The sequence below is a fragment of the Maribacter sp. 6B07 genome, assembly GCF_002700155.1.
GTDB classification, from domain to species: domain Bacteria; phylum Bacteroidota; class Bacteroidia; order Flavobacteriales; family Flavobacteriaceae; genus Maribacter; species Maribacter dokdonensis.
This window is the reverse complement of the sequence record NZ_PDUT01000002.1, coordinates 500,725-517,918: the sequence shown is the minus strand read 5'-3', so window position 1 is coordinate 517,918 and position 17,194 is coordinate 500,725. Positions and strand designations below refer to the sequence as shown.

At 32.4% G+C, this 17,194-nt stretch carries 22 protein-coding genes; 18 read left to right on the top strand and 4 right to left on the bottom strand.

Annotated elements, in window-relative coordinates; all coding sequences use genetic code 11:
• Positions 1-111: 111 nt before the first annotated feature.
• Complete coding sequence (locus CSC80_RS11955) at positions 112-1,176, bottom strand: FecR domain-containing protein (protein ID WP_099192084.1); 1,065 nt, start codon at positions 1,174-1,176, stop codon at positions 112-114.
• A 117-nt stretch (positions 1,177-1,293) separates the two neighbouring features.
• The gene (locus tag CSC80_RS11950) at positions 1,294-1,938 is read right to left on the bottom strand and encodes a sigma-70 family RNA polymerase sigma factor (protein WP_082642855.1); all 645 of its coding nucleotides are present in this window, start codon (positions 1,936-1,938) and stop codon (positions 1,294-1,296) included.
• Between the two features lie 532 nt (positions 1,939-2,470).
• On the opposite strand from CSC80_RS11950, the gene CSC80_RS11945 reads away from it, so the two are divergent.
• Positions 2,471-2,908, top strand: a complete 438-nt coding sequence (locus CSC80_RS11945) for a response regulator (RefSeq protein ID WP_099192082.1) — start codon at positions 2,471-2,473, stop codon at positions 2,906-2,908.
• A 54-nt stretch (positions 2,909-2,962) separates the two neighbouring features.
• On the opposite strand, the gene CSC80_RS11940 is transcribed toward CSC80_RS11945, so the two are convergent.
• Entirely contained in the window at positions 2,963-3,400 is a 438-nt protein-coding gene (locus tag CSC80_RS11940) for a response regulator (protein ID WP_099192080.1), read from the bottom strand.
• Positions 3,401-3,631: 231 nt separating this feature from the next.
• On the opposite strand from CSC80_RS11940, the gene CSC80_RS11935 reads away from it, so the two are divergent.
• On the top strand, positions 3,632-3,916 hold the full coding sequence (locus CSC80_RS11935) for a hypothetical protein (protein WP_058102481.1): 285 nt from the start codon (positions 3,632-3,634) through the stop codon (positions 3,914-3,916).
• A 25-nt stretch (positions 3,917-3,941) separates the two neighbouring features.
• On the opposite strand, the gene CSC80_RS11930 is transcribed toward CSC80_RS11935, so the two are convergent.
• Complete coding sequence (locus CSC80_RS11930; protein ID WP_074673576.1) at positions 3,942-4,325, bottom strand: response regulator; 384 nt, start codon at positions 4,323-4,325, stop codon at positions 3,942-3,944.
• A gap of 397 nt (positions 4,326-4,722) precedes the next feature.
• Between CSC80_RS11930 and CSC80_RS11925 the strand changes: the two genes are divergently transcribed.
• From CSC80_RS11925 to CSC80_RS11855, 16 genes are all read left to right on the top strand, one after another.
• Positions 4,723-5,781 (top strand): polysaccharide lyase family 7 protein, encoded by a 1,059-nt coding sequence (locus CSC80_RS11925; RefSeq protein WP_099192078.1) that lies wholly within the window; start codon positions 4,723-4,725, stop codon positions 5,779-5,781.
• A 30-nt stretch (positions 5,782-5,811) separates the two neighbouring features.
• Entirely contained in the window at positions 5,812-6,975 is a 1,164-nt protein-coding gene (locus tag CSC80_RS11920) for a DUF3095 family protein (RefSeq protein ID WP_099192076.1), read from the top strand.
• A 133-nt stretch (positions 6,976-7,108) separates the two neighbouring features.
• Complete coding sequence (locus tag CSC80_RS11915) at positions 7,109-7,453, top strand: hypothetical protein (RefSeq protein WP_099192073.1); 345 nt, start codon at positions 7,109-7,111, stop codon at positions 7,451-7,453.
• Positions 7,454-7,455: 2 nt separating this feature from the next.
• Positions 7,456-7,614 (top strand): lmo0937 family membrane protein, encoded by a 159-nt coding sequence (locus CSC80_RS19335; protein ID WP_143751746.1) that lies wholly within the window; start codon positions 7,456-7,458, stop codon positions 7,612-7,614.
• 108 nt (positions 7,615-7,722) lie between these two features.
• Entirely contained in the window at positions 7,723-9,360 is a 1,638-nt protein-coding gene (locus tag CSC80_RS11910; RefSeq protein WP_099192071.1) for an ABC-F family ATP-binding cassette domain-containing protein, read from the top strand.
• 183 nt (positions 9,361-9,543) lie between these two features.
• On the top strand, positions 9,544-9,960 hold the full coding sequence (locus tag CSC80_RS11905; protein ID WP_180268614.1) for a hypothetical protein: 417 nt from the start codon (positions 9,544-9,546) through the stop codon (positions 9,958-9,960).
• Between the two features lie 216 nt (positions 9,961-10,176).
• Positions 10,177-10,989, top strand: a complete 813-nt coding sequence (locus CSC80_RS11900; RefSeq protein WP_099192069.1) for a helix-turn-helix domain-containing protein — start codon at positions 10,177-10,179, stop codon at positions 10,987-10,989.
• A 137-nt stretch (positions 10,990-11,126) separates the two neighbouring features.
• Positions 11,127-11,507, top strand: coding sequence for a VOC family protein (locus CSC80_RS11895; protein ID WP_099192067.1), 381 nt, complete (start codon positions 11,127-11,129; stop codon positions 11,505-11,507).
• Between the two features lie 308 nt (positions 11,508-11,815).
• A complete protein-coding gene (locus CSC80_RS11890; RefSeq protein ID WP_099192065.1) occupies positions 11,816-12,049 on the top strand; it encodes a hypothetical protein in 234 nt (77 codons plus the stop codon).
• Between the two features lie 33 nt (positions 12,050-12,082).
• Positions 12,083-12,436, top strand: coding sequence for a hypothetical protein (locus CSC80_RS11885; RefSeq protein WP_099192063.1), 354 nt, complete (start codon positions 12,083-12,085; stop codon positions 12,434-12,436).
• A gap of 187 nt (positions 12,437-12,623) precedes the next feature.
• Positions 12,624-13,073: a hypothetical protein gene (locus tag CSC80_RS11880; protein ID WP_099192061.1), complete on the top strand. Its 450-nt coding sequence runs from the start codon at positions 12,624-12,626 to the stop codon at positions 13,071-13,073.
• 242 nt (positions 13,074-13,315) lie between these two features.
• Positions 13,316-14,032 (top strand): hypothetical protein, encoded by a 717-nt coding sequence (locus tag CSC80_RS11875; protein ID WP_099192059.1) that lies wholly within the window; start codon positions 13,316-13,318, stop codon positions 14,030-14,032.
• A complete protein-coding gene (locus CSC80_RS11870; protein WP_099192058.1) occupies positions 14,032-14,895 on the top strand; it encodes a hypothetical protein in 864 nt (287 codons plus the stop codon). The genes CSC80_RS11875 and CSC80_RS11870 overlap by 1 nt, the downstream gene beginning before the upstream one ends.
• A gap of 137 nt (positions 14,896-15,032) precedes the next feature.
• A complete protein-coding gene (locus CSC80_RS11865) occupies positions 15,033-15,623 on the top strand; it encodes a GNAT family protein (protein ID WP_099192056.1) in 591 nt (196 codons plus the stop codon).
• 40 nt (positions 15,624-15,663) lie between these two features.
• Entirely contained in the window at positions 15,664-16,233 is a 570-nt protein-coding gene (locus CSC80_RS11860; protein ID WP_099192054.1) for a hypothetical protein, read from the top strand.
• A 253-nt stretch (positions 16,234-16,486) separates the two neighbouring features.
• Positions 16,487-17,161, top strand: coding sequence for a DUF2625 domain-containing protein (locus tag CSC80_RS11855; RefSeq protein WP_099192052.1), 675 nt, complete (start codon positions 16,487-16,489; stop codon positions 17,159-17,161).
• The last annotated feature ends 33 nt before the right edge of the window (positions 17,162-17,194 follow it).

The window sequence follows — 17,194 nt, the reverse complement described above, 5'->3', positions numbered from 1 at the left end:
AAAACAGCAATATTGAAATTAATTGCCGGAAGATGCGGGAACATCTTCTGGCTTTTTTAATAATTGCTACTTCAAAAAAATAATATGTTTTCAGTTCATTGGCGTTAGGTGTTACTTGATTAATATTTTATTTTCTGTTTTAACGTATTCCATATTGGTACTTTCCTTAATACTATGTATTACGGAATTGATGTCTTCATTTAAATCTAGGTAACCAGAAAAAGTCTCTTTGGCCAGGTTTTCGTTTTCTATGACAATATCAATGTTGTAATATCGAGAAATACGTTTCATAATATATTGAAGGTCATTATTCTTGAATATTAGTACACCTTCCTTCCAAGAAAAATAATTTTCAACATTTACCTTCTCAGAAACAATACTTTTATTCTCTTTATCAAAACTTGCCTTTGTACCAGGAGTAATCTTCATTTTATCTGAATGTGAAGAATCATTCTTAATATTCTTGAAGCTTATTTGAACACTACCGCTTTTAAGAATAGTATTGGTTTCGGTTTCATCTGGATAATTAGTGACACCAAATACAGTTCCTAAGACCTCTACTACTTGGTGGTCAGAAATTACATGAAAAGGTTTGCTTTTATTATGGGTTACCTCAAAGATTGCTTCACCCTCAATGTAAACTTCTCTTTTGTCACCATTAAAAGCTATTGGGTAGACCAATTTTGAACCTGAATTAAGCCATACTTTAGTTCCATCGGAAAGTGTTAGATTAGAACGCTTACCGTAAGGCACCCAAAGGGTATTGAATACAGATTTTTTGTTTTTGGTCGCTTTTTGATTCACTACCTCATTTGCACCAATAGTTACATTCTCTCCAGAATCAGAATAGTTGATTGATGCCACATCCTCTTTAATTTTTAAACTATTGCCTTCACCCAACGTAAGTACCACTTCACCTTCTTTATGATTTTCATTTTCAGAAGAGGTAGAGTTTACAAAATCGGTAATGGAGCTTGATGTATAAGAGGTGTTGTAAAAATAAAATGTAAGACCTATGCAACCTGCCAAACACGCAGCTGCCAAGCCAGAAAACCAAAAGTTTCTTTTTCTAGTTTTCTTTTTATGTATTGTATTGAAAATCCTATTTTTCAAAGCTGAAGTCTCTTCTTCAGTCATAGATGAAAAATTGATATTTTTAGGATTTATTTTTTCCATAGTTAGGTATTGATTTTATGATTTAGGTTTAAATAAACCTTATCAAGGTACTCGTAAACAATAAGTAAGAAATTGTAATTATATAGACAGTTTTCTAAAGAAAATTATTAGAATAATTTACCTTAAGGCTTTCAAGGCCCTATACACTATAGTTCTGGCTGTCTGTACGGAAACTTCCATAATTTCAGAAATTTCTTCGTAGCTCTTATCTTGATTGAACCTTAAGAACAAACCTTTTCGTTGTTTCTTTGTTAACGACTCTAGCGCATTTGCCAAAATCATTCGTTTTTCGGTCAACCTTTCTGTTCGTATAATATCTTCCTCACAAGAATTCGTATAGTTTCTTGTATCTTGATGTAAAGAATATTGATATTCTTCTGATATTGAAATTGTTTTAGTAGCGTATTTTCTATTTATTTTTCGCTTCAAACTTTTAAACAAATAATACTTTACATTATCTGTCATTGTTAAGTTTTCCCTGTACTTAAATAGATCTACAAATAAGTCATGAATACAATCCATAACATATGTTCTGTCTTTGGTACAATTTATACCGTAACTAAAAAGACAGTCTACATATATATTATATAAATCGCCTAGGGCAGATTCATCTCCATCAATTAATTTTTTCCAGATTACCGTTTCGGTATTCTTAACTACAAAAACTTTTTGATTGCTCATTTTCGGTATTTTTTCTGACGCTGCGTTGACCCCAAAATCTGAGTTTACAGCCATACCATGTTCATTATGTTTTTGCATCATTAAAAGAATTTAATGGAATTATCAACGATTCCTTTCTATTCTAAGCAATCAATTTAGGTTTTATAGACATTCTTGAGAAATAAATAATGATTTATGGCATTTTAGTAAAAATATGTCATTCATATTTTGGCATTCATGATCTAGATACCACCAAATTTCCATTTTGATAGATCTAATTTAACAGTTTATTTACCTACACTGAGAGAATTCTTAAGTTTTTTCGGTAATTTTAAGCATAGAGACTACCTATTTAAGACAATTTAATGAGTCAAATGTTCCGATTACAACACATCTGACTAACATATTATTTATATATAGTAGTAAACTGTAATGAATATGCTAATTATTACAGTTTAACAGGACCAACAATTATCTTACAATATCTGGTTATCTGTCAATCACTGAAAAAAACTTTACAAAAAGAATTTCAGCCCAATACTGTTACAAGTTTATTTGATATTGTTACCATAACTTGACTTGTTAGTATAACTTTAAACAAAATAGGGCTCTAAGCTTCTTAATACAATATACTATGAAAGATTACAATGTTTTTAGCCCTTTAGCCTATGCCGACGATGATGAAGATGACAGAATGTTCTTTGCTGAGGCCATGCAAGAAATTTTCCCTGAAATTAATATGAAACTTTTTCATAATGGTGAAGTTTTAATTACTTATATACTATCTACCATAACTGCTGGTATTGTTCCAAAGCTTATCTTTCTAGATTTAAACATGCCCATTATGAATGGCTTTGAGTGCCTTTCTATATTAAAAAACAACACTTTTTTAAGTAAGATTCCTGTAGTTATATACTCCACATCATCATCTGAGACAGACCGTAAAAAAATATTGGAAATGGGTGCGGTTCGTTTTATAACAAAAGAAATTTCCTTTAAAAAAATGCTTGTTCAACTTAAAACAACCATGGATGATCTTTATCACAAAGAACTAAATCCTAAGGTTATTTAGGAAGATCTCAACTACAATTTTACAGATGTAGATATTTCAGTTGTACCAAGCTGCTTATGACAATATTATAAATTCACCATTCTCAACTTCATTCTTATTTGAGCCTTTGACCCTATGTAAAGATTTAAGTAACAATTTTTTCAATTCTTTAAAAGACGAAGATTTTTTTAAAAATAAATTTGCCCCATCTTCTTTTAATTGATTTACCTCACGTTCCCTATAAATTCCTGAATAGGCAATTATATAAATATTATTGAACTTTTTAAAGTTTCTTATATCCATCAGACATTCAAATCCGTCCATAATAGGCATGTACAAATCAAGAAAAATCACGTGCGGTAAGTTGTCATCAGAGAAAAGTTTATCCATAAGGTCAACACCATTATTAAATTGAGTTACCTCTGTAGTCAATGGTAAATCATCTAATGCCTCTATGAAAAAACTTCGATCCTCTAAATCGTCATCTGCTATATAAATATTCAATGCGGTCATTTTTCAACTTAATATCAATATCTCCTCCAAAACTATAAGGAAATCCTTTAAAAAAGAATACTAATACCATAGAATAGTAACTCAAAAAAATTAAATACGTCTATCGACCCAACGGTGTTGTTCGTATAAAAAAATAAAATCTTAAAATAAATTTGTGTAGTAAAATACTTACAATTAGATTTGTTCGTTATCAATTAACTATGTTCCCATTAAGTTGATTCAATACTGATTATGATGGCTACAAACGACCGAACCGAACTCTTACTATTACTTCAACAATTTCAGACCGACTATTACACGAAAGGTAATGCGCTTAAGGTCCATATTCTTTTACAACAGTTTGTTTCAAAAATTAATTTTGATAATTACTTCCTATTCATGGAATTTGAAAAAAGGCATCAGCAATTAAAACAAATAGAGCTAATATCTGATCTTGACAACTACGCAGAACTGTTTGCGGAGAATTTATTGAAATTGATTTTATTACTTAAAAATTGTAAAACCGAAGAATTATAAGTTGAACCACAAAATGATGGAAAGACTATTTGATCATATTTTGAACCATGTTCTTAGATAATGGCTTTTCATAATACCCTTCAATAAACTGGTGTTGCTTGGCTTTCTCCCGATCCTTGGAATTCGTAAAAGCAGACATGATAAATACCTTTATCTTATTTATATTGGCATTATAATTTTGCAATTGATCAATGAATTCCCATCCGTCCATTTCAGGCATTACCAAATCCAACAGAATATAATCTGGTATAGGCTTGTCTTCATTTTTTAATTTGGTCAATAGTTCCAGGGCTTCAATAGCACTTTCACAAACATAGATTTGAGTATCTGTGCTACACTGCTCTACAGCATACCTCGCCGTAAACTGAGAAACCAAATCATCATCAATTACCAAAAACACTGAGCTCATGCTATTGTTTTATTAAATATCCTCGTTCAACTTACCTACGTAAATATACGTTGGTAAAATTAGCCTTATTTAAAATAAACGTTTAAATACGTTATTCCAAGATTAATTCATTTGTTATCGAAAAAATCTGATACCCAGAAATATATAGAAAAGGTCTCTAAATTATAGAGACCTTTTCTCAACTGTATGTCAATTACACTAACCATTAACACATAGAACATACAGTTGTTCTTTTGTACTAAACGTGACCAGCAAGTTACCTTAGAATCACATTAAAGCTTATTCCTTTTAAAGAAATGTTTAGCTATTTTACGTTTTTGAATTTAGCGAACATTATTAGAAATAACAATGGATCTATCGTATATTTAAAATAAGTAAAACCTAAATAAATATATTAATGCGTTTAAAACCTTCACATTATTTCTATATAGTATTGATAACCTTTACATTATTGTTTTCATTTACTTCTTGTAAAACTGAAACAAAAAAATCAGCAGTTGCTGAAAATGAAAAAACACTATACCCAGATGATGTGATTCCTTTTATGAAAGAATGGAAAATTCTATGTGGTGACGGCAAAAGTTTCAATAATTTAACTGATGTTGAGCACAAAGATTTTTTTTATGTAGAAAACGAAAACAATACAAATTGGGTAGTATATAAGGCACCTAATTCTGGTGTAACCTCTAGAACATCAAGCAACACTAGAACAGAACTGGGTCAAAAAGAAGAATGGAAACCAGATACCGGTGGCAAACTAACCGGTACTTTAAAAGTAAAGCATGTTTCTACTTCTGGAGATGCCCGGGTAGCTGCTTCTTATTCCGTAGTTGTTGGTCAAATTCATGGTACGGAAGGTCATGAAAACGAACCTTTAAAAATTTTCTACAAAAAATTTCCGGGTCATAAAAAAGGTTCCGTTTTTTGGAATTATGAAATAAATACCGAAGGAGATAACGGTAAACGTTGGGATTATTCTACCGCAGTTTGGGGCTATGATATGTCGGTTGTCGGAGAAACCACTACCACTTACCCCCAAGAGCCGGAAGATGGCATTGAATTAAACGAAGAATTTAGTTATGAAATCAATGTCTACAAAGGCATAATGTACCTTACGTTTAAAAGCGACGGACATGAAACCAAAACGTTTACCAAAAGCCTAATACAGACAGACTTTGCAGAATCAACTGATATACCAGTACAAATATTGACTTTATATGCGGCAATAGGGCGTGATGGTGTAGAAAAAGAAAATGCCTATGCTGGCGAATTGCAAAATTTTAAGCAAGGAGCTTATAACCAGACCAACGGTAAAGATCCTGAAGAAAATATTGTTTGGCATACCGGATCAGAGACCTATAACGGAGACATTAAAAAACAATACGAAAACGGCTGTTATACAGAGGTTTGGTTTAAAGACGCTACGGTTGGTGCCGGCACTCCACCGCAACATTAAAAATTTCTCATTGTAGGTTACACAAGGTTAATGGCAGACAAACAATTCTATAAAAATCTACGCCCCTTTAAAGGTACACTTATTGAACTTTTGGGAGATGACACCTATTTTGTAGATGTACCAAAATCTTGGCACGTTGTTGTTGTAGATATTTTAAACTCTACCAGTGCAGTGAACGCGGGCAATCACCATCAGGTAAATTTAACCGCTACCGGAGCTATTATTTCTGTACTCAATGCCATAAGAAAGGTAAAACGAAGCAATGAAATCCCCTATTTTTTTGGTGGCGATGGCGCTACATTCATAGTACCTTCATCATTGCTTAACAAAATAATTCATGTTCTTGAAAATTACCGCATACATATTAAAAGAAAAATTGATCTAGTTCTACGGGTTGGTGAAATTCCTGTTAGTAAATTAATAGAATCAGAGGTTCAATTAAAAATTGCCAAACATCGGTTAACTGATAAGCTATCTATTCCTATCGTTTTAGGGGACGGATTAAAAGTAGCGGAAAGCATGATAAAATCTTCTTTTAAGGAAGAAGAAACCACAGCATTTGATGAAACACTCTTAAATTTAGAAGGAATGGAATGTCGTTGGGACCAGATACTACCGGACCAACAACAAACTAAAGTAGTATGCTTACTATTAGATGCCTCCTTAGAAAAAGATCAACGAAATGTGTATAAAAAAGTACTTGCCCAAATGGATGAAGAATTTGGGAAATTTGAAAATAGGCAGCCTATAAAAAGTAACAATCTCAAATTAGACCCAAACCCTACCAAAGTCTGGGAAGAAATGAAAATTAGATTGACTTCCACCAGCTGGATGTATTTTTTTAAAAGTTGGTTAAAATCAAATTTTGGCAGAATTTACTTAAATCTTACAAGTAGTGGAAAACAATATTTAAGTCAAATAGAACAATTGTCTCACACCTTTATGCTAGATGGCATGATCAATACTGTTTTTACTGCAGAACAGAAAAGTATAGATTGTTTCATTGCCTATTTAGATGAAATGGAAAGGGATAAAAAATTGATTTACGGTATTCACGTTACCCATGCATCGATTATGTCTTGTTATGTACTTGATCGTAGAACCACACACTCTCACTTTGTAGATGGCACAGAAGGCGGTTATACATCTGCGGCCAAAATGTTCAAAATAAAAAAGAAGGGCCTATCTAATTAGATGTCATGTGAGCATCACCCTTAATTTTCATCTTCAAATTTTATCCCGTCAATTAAAGTAATATTAGAGCAACACATAAATGATAGGTGTCATTACCTTGTTCTTACTTTAATGAATACATAAAATTATAGCGATGATAACAGAAGATAAGAGTAAAGATAAATCACGTTCTACAGGCGGATTACAGAATGACGTTCCACAACATCAAAATATTGCTGACCATAATAATGAAAATAAAAAGGTTGGCAAACCTGTGAATAATGGCGGTGTAGCTACTGCAAAGTATGATTTACATATAGAAAAGCAATGGTTGGCGGTAAAAGATGAATATTTGGCAAATTTCCCTGAAACAGAAGATTTAGATGCTAATGGCGAGCAAGATAGTTTTGAAGCCCTAATAGCTAAAATTGCCAAACGGAGACAAAAATCCACAGAAGATATCCACGCTGAAATAATGAACTGGCCAACAAAAAAATAAAGATGAAGAATATCATATACTTTATAATTGCAGCCTTGATCATAGGTTGGGTTTTAGGCTTTGTAGTATTTAAAATTCTAGGAGCACTTATACACTTACTACTTGTTCTTGCCATTGTACTTTTAATTTATAATTGGCTAAGCAATAAAAAAAGCACTTAGAAAATCTCCCTGTGTTTAAAATGATCGGCACAGATTATCTATAAGTTTTTAAAGCGGTTAGTAAATGCACCACTTCTTATTATTAGTTTTGCATTTTAAAATTGCAGCATGATTTCAGTAGATAATTTAGCCGTAGAATTCAGTGGCACTACCCTATTTAGCGATGTATCATTCGTTATTAACCCAACCGATAAAATTGCCCTTATGGGTAAAAACGGAGCCGGAAAATCAACAATGATGAAAATAGTTGCCGGTGAACAAAAGAGCACAAGAGGCAATGTACGCGTACCTAAAGATACCGTTATTGCTTATTTACCGCAACATCTGCTTACCGAGGACAACTGCACGGTATTTGAAGAAGCTGCCAAGGCGTTTAAGCATGTTTTTGATATGCGGGATGAGATGGAGAGGCTTAATAAAGAATTGGAGACAAGAACAGATTATGAAAGTGATGCCTATATGGGTATCATTGAAAAAGTCTCTGATATTGGTGAAAAATATTATGCTCTTGAAGATGTAAATTATGATGCCGAAGTAGAAAAAGCACTCAAAGGATTAGGTTTTAGACAAGAAGATTTCACAAGACAAACCAATGAGTTCAGTGGCGGATGGCGCATGCGTATAGAACTGGCAAAAATACTATTGCAAAAACCAGATTTAATTTTGCTTGATGAGCCTACGAACCACATAGATATTGAATCTGTGATTTGGTTAGAAGATTTCTTATTGAACAAGGCCAATGCCGTAATGGTCATTTCACATGACCGGGCATTTATAGATAATATTACCAATCGTACCATTGAGGTTACCATGGGGCGTATTTATGATTATAAGGCAAACTACTCCCATTACCTACAATTACGTGAAGTTCGTAGGGCGCACCAGATCAAGGCATACCAAGAACAACAAAAATTCATTGCGGACAATATGGCATTCATAGAACGCTTTAAAGGAACTTACTCCAAAACCAATCAAGTAAGTTCAAGAGAGCGCATGCTAGAAAAACTGGAGATCATTGAAATAGATGAAATAGATACATCTTCATTAAAGCTTCGTTTCCCTCCTGCCCCACGTTCGGGAGATTATCCTGTTACGGTTACAGATGTTTCAAAAGCATATGATGATCATGTCGTATTTAAAAATGCAAACATGTCTATCTCCAGAGGAGAAAAAGTTTCATTTGTAGGTAGAAACGGTGAAGGTAAATCTACCATGATCAAAGCTATTCTTAATGAAATACCTGTAGAAGGTACTTGCCAACTTGGGCATAATGTTAAGGTAGGTTATTTTGCCCAGAACCAAGCATCATTATTAGATCCAAACCTTACTATTTTTCAAACGGTAGATGAAGTCGCTTTTGGTGATATTCGTAACCAGATCAAGAATATTTTAGGAAGATTTATGTTCAGTGGCGATGATATCGACAAAAAAGTAAGCATGCTTTCCGGTGGGGAAAAAACAAGGTTGGCAATGGTGAAGTTATTGTTAGAGCCTGTAAATCTTTTAATATTAGATGAGCCAACCAATCATTTAGATCTAAAATCAAAAGATGTTTTAAAAGAAGCTCTTTCTACTTATGATGGTACACTTATTCTGGTTTCTCATGATAGGGATTTTTTACAAGGATTATCTCAAAAAGTATTTGAATTTAAAGAACAACGCGTAATTGAACATTTTGAGACCATTGATGCTTTTTTGGAGAGAAATAGAATAAAAAGTATTGCAGAAATTAACTTGATGAAGTAATCATCTTTTTCTCTTTTTTATTTTTTTTAAATTACCGATAATAGAAATATGTGCAATTGTATACATATACAATTGTTGTACCTAATTTAAGAAATCCTGAGAAAAATATTATTAATACTGATTTTAACTGCATTATTTAGTTGTTCCAAAAAACCAACAAAACTGAGGATAGACCGAATGAAAATGCAAATAGAAATAATACCCGAATTTGCAAATGGTGGATATTCATTATCATGGAATGATACTCTTTATCAAACACAATTCCGAAATGATGTTTTTTTACTTGAAAACAGACCTCAAGAATTATATTGTTACGTTTTTAATAATAAAAAGGATACGCTTGGATTTTATAGAGGTTTAAGTAGTCCAAGGCAATGGACCTATTTTCAAACTAGAGAGAATACTGACTCAATAATTAATTTAAAATTTTTAGTTGGAACAAATCATTTCTCAGAGTTTTTATTTGAACAGTCGCAAGAATATATTGAGAAGTTTAATGAGAATAATAGAGAAAGAATTGAATTCAAACCTATAAAAGTTGACTTAAAAACAGATTTAAGAAAAAAATTAGATATTGAATTAATAAACATAAAAAACTAGGTACAACACGGTGTATAAAACATAGCTAATAAGTGCTGAAACGAAAGGTTTGTGTATATTTAGAAAGTCCGCCAAATTTTTAATTTGGCTTTTAAAAAATGATAAATTAAAAACAAAATATAAAAATTCGGCTCTGTGTTAATCCGAAAAGTTAGTGTCTTTTTGCACGCTACGTTTCATACACAAGTCCGTTGTAGATAAAACGAAAAAAATGTAGTGAATGAATTAAAAACCATACGAGAATATTACAAACCGATTCAGCCAACAGTTTCGGTTAACGATAACGGAATAAGTTATCGAGAAAGCAAACCAAATAAAGAAATTGAGGATTTCATATACTGTTTTTGGCAACTGAAAACACAGAAACCTCTAAAAAGTGATTATAATTACCGAGTTGTTTCTGACGGCTGTATTGACATATTTTTTAACCACAAAAACCCAGCTGATAACTTCGTGATGGGATTTTGCAGAAAGTTCGTACAGTTCCCAATCGGCAAAGAATTTGATTATATCGGCATTCGATTTTTACCTTCTGCATTTACTCATTTGTTCAAAGTAAATGCCAAAATTTTAAGTAATCAATCTCAAGAACTGAAAAAAATTTTGCCCAACTTTTCAGAGTGGATTAATTCAAAAATCAAACCTGCGGAATCATTTGAGAAGATAATAGAAATCCTAAATGAAAAAATTATCGGATTTTCAAAAACCCAAGATATTGTTTATGACCACCGTTTTTTAGATTCATTGGACCTGATTTTCAAAAGGAATGGATTTTTGGACACTGAAAAAGACCTAAACACAGGTTTAAGTCCAAGACAACTTCGAAGAATATTTAACTTTTACATTGGCACAACTGCAAAGTCGTTTAGTGATGTTGTACGTTTTCAACACATTTTAAATGCAAAACCTTCAAAACAAAGACTAAAAGAAAATAAACTGTACTTCGACGTTGGTTTTTATGACCAAGCACATTTTATTAAAAACTTCAAGAAATTTTACGGCGTAACACCTTCTGAAGCCTTCCGTTAAGTTTGACCGATTTTTACAATTTTTCGGGTTATTGCAAGCCTAAATTTGTAGCAACAAAATAATCGATAATCAGAATATTATTATTAACCGTGTTTGCTCTAACAGTAGGTTTGACAAATGCACAATCAACGGAAAAGATGAAACTTAACGCAGGAATTATTACTGAAAAATTGCAAGAAACAAAGAAATTCTACACAGAGTTTTTGGACTTTGGAGTGAGTTTTGAAAACGAATTTTATCTATTGCTTCACACACCCAACCAATCAGCAGAATTAAGCTTTTTGTTACCGCACCAACCAAGCCAAAAACCAATTTTCCAATCGGCATTTAATGGAAAAGGAATGTATTTGACCATCGAAGTTGAAAATGTGGATGAAGTGTACAAGCAACTAAAAGAAATGGGTATCCGGATAGAAATTGAAATCCGAGATGAACCTTGGGGCGACAGACATTTTGCAATCAAAGACCCAAACGGAATTGGAATTGACATTGTAACTTATACAAAACCAGAAGAATAAAGCACTATGTACAACAGTGTATAAAAAACATAGAGCTAGGTAAGTGTTGGTTCAAAAGTTTGGGTCTTATTTTACATGGCGCCAAATATAAAATTTGATGTTTCAAAATTGAAGGTGAACACAAAACATTATATTTGGCTTAGTTATAAACCTAGAGTTAGTGATAACCCTCTGCTCTACATTTCTTATACTCCCCGTTGTAGCATATTTAAGAAAAACCTTGGAACTAACAGAAAAAGATATAGAAGATTGGATTAAACCTTACGCAACTATTGTCGGAGAACAAAAAGAATATGATTTAAAATTACGTGAAAAAAAATCCATTTGAATTTTTCCTTCAATTAACGTTACCAAATAATTTTCAGGAATATGCAATTGCCTTACATTCATTTTGGATAAATAATAAAATCCCAAAAGATAAAATCGTAGTTCGAGAATTGTCGGATGAAGAATTTCCTGAAGATGATTTTTCTCGTGTGACTTGGAAAGATTTTCATAAACTAAAAAATAGAGAGTTTGACTTGAACAAGGCAATAATGTAGAGTGTCAAACATACCCACACTTACGACAAGCAAATGAACAATGAACTTTATCCTGGAGAAGGGTTAATGGATAAGGAGCATTTAATAAGCTTAGTTGAAGTAGTAAATGAAATATATGGAAACCAAGATATTGAATTGTTCTACACTTTGCTTGCCACAAAAAACTGGGAAAAAGATTTAATTTATAGCGGTAGAATAAATGGACTTCCAAAATTGCTTGAATTAGAAAATTTGCGACTAACACCTAGTTTGATTTATCCAAAAGAAAAGAATTGGGTTGTAAATACCGATTACGATTTAGCATTTACCACAATCGGAGGAGAAACCAAATTTATAGAAGAACTTGCCAAAAGAAATCGTGATGGAATAGTGAAAATTGCGCGATAAAAACGTGCCAAAACAAAACCTCCTGTGAAAAGCCTTAGTCCAGTTTCTTAAAGTTAATTAATATTTTCTTTTTTGCTTTAAACTACCTTTTTTTCTTTAAATATAACTTGCTCACACTCCTAAATGTGATAGACCTTATTGGTCTTCATTAGTATCTGTAAATTTATAAGTTCTAATAAACAAGGAAATGAGAATACTTAAATTGAAACTTGTATTATTCCTAATAATTTTCCAAAGTTGTAATGACGACAATTGTGGGGAATGTTTTACTCCACCCCAAAGTTTCAGTTTTGAAATTGTTGACAAAACAAGCGGAGAAAATTTATTCACCAATGGGACGTTTAACTCCAATGAAATTACAATAACCGACAACTTGAATAATGATGAACCTATAGATTTTTCCTTTATTTCGGAAAATGACATCAACATAATTCATATAAATTCAATTGGCTGGGAAACAGAAACGGTAAATTTAAAGATTCGTATAGCCGATAATCACATTTTTGACTTTTATGTAGATGCCGAAAGAAAAATAGAAGACTGTTGTTCTTATACGGATTATAATGAAATCATAATCCTCAATTCCGAATTTGAATTGAATACTGAATCAGGAACTTATGTTATTTTCACGGAATAAACACTTTTAATCAACTAAGCATTTACAATGCCCTCTTATTTTAACTCATTAAATACAAAACATTATATTTAAAGAACTAAAGCTACCTCTAAATTCTTATTTAGCATCAAATTCAAAATAGTATGGCATTACATTAAGTGCCACCCGTTACCTGAAAAAAGATAATCTCATACAATAAAAGACAATTAAACCTTCTTTGTATTTTAGTACTCTTAGTAAGGTCAAATTCCACAAATACGTTTATGAATATATTTACTTATCACCTGGTTGAAATATCATTTTCATATGCAGTGAAAAGTTTGTGTGTAAACCCTCTAGACAAAGAAACACCCGGTCTTGTACATGCTGAGTATATGACAGCAATGAAATTAGGTGCCCCTATCTTTTCCCAATCAAGATTTTTAACAAGACAGATGGCAGTATTTGCACAATGGGAAAATGAAAAAGCACTTGATGACTATTTACAAAAAGAGAAATTTGGTGCCCAACTAAACAATGGTTGGCATGTACGACTGGCATTTATGCGACAATGGGGAAAAACCAGTAAATTCAAAATACCGGAACATAAGGCAACATTGGAATTAGCTTCCTCACCAGTAGTTGCCGTGACCATTGCACGAATGAAACCATGGGCAATTCCCAGGTTCTTACGTTGGGGCAGACCAGTTGAAAAATTGGTCCGTGATCACAACGGCACCCTATTATCAATGGCATCATTTAAATTTCCCAATACCATTTCAACTTTCTCTATCTGGAAAACAGAAAAAGAAATGACCAATATGGTCCACGGTCATAGTAAAATGGCTCAACCCAAAAGACATGCAAATGCCATGAAAGAAAGAGAGAGAAAAAGTTTTCATTTTGAGTTTGTAACTTTAAGGTTTAAGCCCATTTCAGAATTTGGTTCATGGCAGGAAAAAGACACCTATATTCCATACTTTGAAATGCATACAACTTGATGGAAATAGCATCATTAAAACAAAATTTTCAAGATTGGATAACGCAGCAATGGGTTATACTTTTTGGTAAAAAAATAATTCGCAAAGACTATGAATGGTTAGTTGGTCCGTTTGGAAACACAAAAGGTATTGGTCAAAAATTCATTCAGCAATTAGCTGTTAGGGAGCAATTGGAAATAGAATCAAACCAAATTAACAAGGGACTTATACAATCTATTAACCAACTAGGGCTTACATCACAAGAACAGGAGCGTTTATCTAAAAAAGTAATAGATTTTTATGAAAATACGAGTAACTACGATTTTGACCTTACCGTAAAATGGAATCCTTTTTTCAAAGCTTTTGGTTTCTTGCTAAAAATATTGTTCAGCAATAGAATTGAACAATTAAATCTTCCCATGAAAAACAATACAGATGCCAAAAATTTAAAAAGTGACATTATCCACTTAGTAGACAAAAAAAGCAGAGAATTAAAAAGAACAGTTTGGCTAAGAACATTTGCAAAAAGCAATCAAGTAGTGTATTCCGGGGTATACGAAACTTGTATAATACCAAATGGAAAAAACTGTATTAAGGCGATGTTTCCATTGCCAAACGGAAATGCAACCGTTATTCTAGAGCCCAGTGTAGGCAGTAACGGTGAATTAATTTTACAATCGCTGGGAAAAAGAATTGGAGAAAGTGGATTTTATTTTTTACTGGAAGATACCACTGGTAATTTATGGACCAAGCATATAAAATCATTTAAAGATAAACTTGTTGTGCATGATGAAAATGATAAAATAAAAGCGATACAAACTATGACTTTATGGGGCTTTAGAGTATTGACTTTTATCTATCACATTGAACTCAAAGGTTGTTGATCTTTTCTTATAAATTAGGTTTTTGATATTTGTAAAATAATCTTTGAGTGTATCTATTTTTTTTTAGTGCCTACAATTAGTCTTGATAGCATTTACACAGGCTAAATTGTCAGCTTACATACAAAAATGCATTGAGTATGAACATAGAACTTTTAAACACTACTATTCAATTAGAAAATGACAGAGTGCTTTTACTTCCTTTTAAAAACAAGAGGAACAAAGAACTAAAGAACATAATTTTTGATACAGGTATTTGGACTTATATGGGTATGACCATGAATAACGAGCTCGAATTTGAAAATTATATAAAAAATACTCTGAACGACCAAGATATGGGTCTATGCTACCCGTTTCTTATTATAGACAAACGAACAGATCAAGTAGCCGGAAGTACCAGATATGGCTATCTTAATACAACAAGTCAAAAATGTGAAATTGGATGGACTTGGTATGGTACTCAATTTCAAGGCACAGGACTTAACCATGCTTGCAAGTATGAATTACTAAAATTCGGATTTGAAAGTATTGGTTTTAGAAGAATACAATTCAGTGCTGATGAAGACAACCTAAGATCACAAAGAGCCATTGAAAAGTTAGGAGCAAAAAAAGAAGGTCTATTTAGAAATAATTACATAGCGCCCAATGGCGACAGTAGAAATGATGTGTATTACAGCATTATAAAAGAGGACTGGAATATAACAAAAGCCGAAAAATTTCCTGATTTTTAGAGACCCAACAAACCTTTGATCAATATTTAAAATATAACATATGGGATTATTCAATTTATTTAATAAGAATAATAGTAAACAACAGTTTAATCAACTTGCAATGAATAAAAAGGTAGATGTACAAAAAATCAAGAAATACATAAACGTACCTAAATCTATTGAAGCTCTTATGTTAGAAATAGATTCAATTGTGCTTGACAATGAAAAAGATTCTGAAACTAAGACCAATGAGCTTTTAAAAATATATGAGTCTCTTACCGATGATCAAAAAAGAACCAGGGCGGGTAGATATATTATTGTACATATAGCAGAAGTATATTTTGCGGCAAGAATGATAGACGAGGCTTTCAAAAATTTCAATTTTGTAATGCAATTTAAGGATACTATTGGCAACCCGTTTTTACATCTTAGGTTAGGTCAATTAAACTACCTGACCAAGAATACCGACAAAATGAACGACGAACTAAGTAGGGCTTTAATAATGGGCGGAGAATCTATTTTTAAAGATGAAGACCCCAAACTTATTGAAATGGTAAAAAGTGCATTAGAAGAACCTGCAGACTGTTCTTGGGCCGAATATGAAGGGCAAGATTGGGCGGTAACAAAATAATAAAGGAGCACTGCCCTATTAATTAAAGACTACTTTTAAAATAATGAGTTCACAAGATGATTTTTGATGTTATTGTTAGTTTTTTCGTTGACGTACTTTTTGAAGGAATTCTACATAGATTCTGGAATTTTCTGGGTAGCATATTAAACCGTATTAATAAATTTTTATTTAAGAAAAAGAAGTAGTCTATTTTAAGAGTAAATAGTCGTATTAAAAATCAGTCATTTGAATAAATTAATCTGCACTAATCAGAATGAAAACAATAAATGAATTAATAAATATTGATGAATCTGGCTGGGCATTAGTTACTGAATGGATAAATGATGCAACCAACAAAATTGAAGTTCTACCCAAAAACAAGAAAGAAGCTGATAATGCACTGTATCAAACTCAAGTATCTACTCGCTCTCCCATGGGAGCTATCATTTACGAAACTGGCGGACTTTTAATCGACCATGGATGGATTAGAATTTTGGGTTCTGGCAACCAAAAGCTGAATAGAACTTTACCTGAGTGGAACAAAGGAAAAACATTTAAGGAATATGGAGATAAACCAGCTATATTCTTAGTTGCCGATGATGTAGTCGGCGGATTTTTCGCAATAAATGGTGGTGCATTAGGCGATGATTTAGGCAATGTATATTATTTTGCGCCAGATGCCTTGGAATGGGAACCTATGGAGGTAGGTTATTCTGATTTTTTATGTTGGACATTTACCAGTGATCTATCTCTGTTCTATTCCAATACTCGATGGACCGGTTGGAAAAAGCAAATAGCCGAAATAAATGGAAATCAGTGTATCTCATATTATCCTTTTTTATGGACAAAACATAAGAACATAAATGATTTGACAAGAAAAATTGTACCAATTTCTGAGATATGGACATTTCAACAAGATGCGCTACAGCAATTTAATAATGGTGACTAAATCAAATTAAATATTAGAACAAAAGCTTTCATT

Coding starts and splice junctions, on each gene's coding strand:
- CSC80_RS11955 (WP_099192084.1), bottom strand. CDS start 1,176: ATGGAAAAAATAAATCCTAAAAATATCAATTTTTCATCTATGACTGAA.
- CSC80_RS11950 (WP_082642855.1), bottom strand. CDS start 1,938: ATGATGCAAAAACATAATGAACATGGTATGGCTGTAAACTCAGATTTT.
- CSC80_RS11945 (WP_099192082.1), top strand. CDS start 2,471: ATGAAAGATTACAATGTTTTTAGCCCTTTAGCCTATGCCGACGATGAT.
- CSC80_RS11940 (WP_099192080.1), bottom strand. CDS start 3,400: ATGACCGCATTGAATATTTATATAGCAGATGACGATTTAGAGGATCGA.
- CSC80_RS11935 (WP_058102481.1), top strand. CDS start 3,632: ATGATGGCTACAAACGACCGAACCGAACTCTTACTATTACTTCAACAA.
- CSC80_RS11930 (WP_074673576.1), bottom strand. CDS start 4,325: ATGAGCTCAGTGTTTTTGGTAATTGATGATGATTTGGTTTCTCAGTTT.
- CSC80_RS11925 (WP_099192078.1), top strand. CDS start 4,723: ATGCGTTTAAAACCTTCACATTATTTCTATATAGTATTGATAACCTTT.
- CSC80_RS11920 (WP_099192076.1), top strand. CDS start 5,812: ATGGCAGACAAACAATTCTATAAAAATCTACGCCCCTTTAAAGGTACA.
- CSC80_RS11915 (WP_099192073.1), top strand. CDS start 7,109: ATGATAACAGAAGATAAGAGTAAAGATAAATCACGTTCTACAGGCGGA.
- CSC80_RS19335 (WP_143751746.1), top strand. CDS start 7,456: ATGAAGAATATCATATACTTTATAATTGCAGCCTTGATCATAGGTTGG.
- CSC80_RS11910 (WP_099192071.1), top strand. CDS start 7,723: ATGATTTCAGTAGATAATTTAGCCGTAGAATTCAGTGGCACTACCCTA.
- CSC80_RS11905 (WP_180268614.1), top strand. CDS start 9,544: ATGCAAATAGAAATAATACCCGAATTTGCAAATGGTGGATATTCATTA.
- CSC80_RS11895 (WP_099192067.1), top strand. CDS start 11,127: ATGAAACTTAACGCAGGAATTATTACTGAAAAATTGCAAGAAACAAAG.
- CSC80_RS11885 (WP_099192063.1), top strand. CDS start 12,083: ATGAACAATGAACTTTATCCTGGAGAAGGGTTAATGGATAAGGAGCAT.
- CSC80_RS11880 (WP_099192061.1), top strand. CDS start 12,624: ATGAGAATACTTAAATTGAAACTTGTATTATTCCTAATAATTTTCCAA.
- CSC80_RS11875 (WP_099192059.1), top strand. CDS start 13,316: ATGAATATATTTACTTATCACCTGGTTGAAATATCATTTTCATATGCA.
- CSC80_RS11870 (WP_099192058.1), top strand. CDS start 14,032: ATGGAAATAGCATCATTAAAACAAAATTTTCAAGATTGGATAACGCAG.
- CSC80_RS11865 (WP_099192056.1), top strand. CDS start 15,033: ATGAACATAGAACTTTTAAACACTACTATTCAATTAGAAAATGACAGA.
- CSC80_RS11860 (WP_099192054.1), top strand. CDS start 15,664: ATGGGATTATTCAATTTATTTAATAAGAATAATAGTAAACAACAGTTT.
- CSC80_RS11855 (WP_099192052.1), top strand. CDS start 16,487: ATGAAAACAATAAATGAATTAATAAATATTGATGAATCTGGCTGGGCA.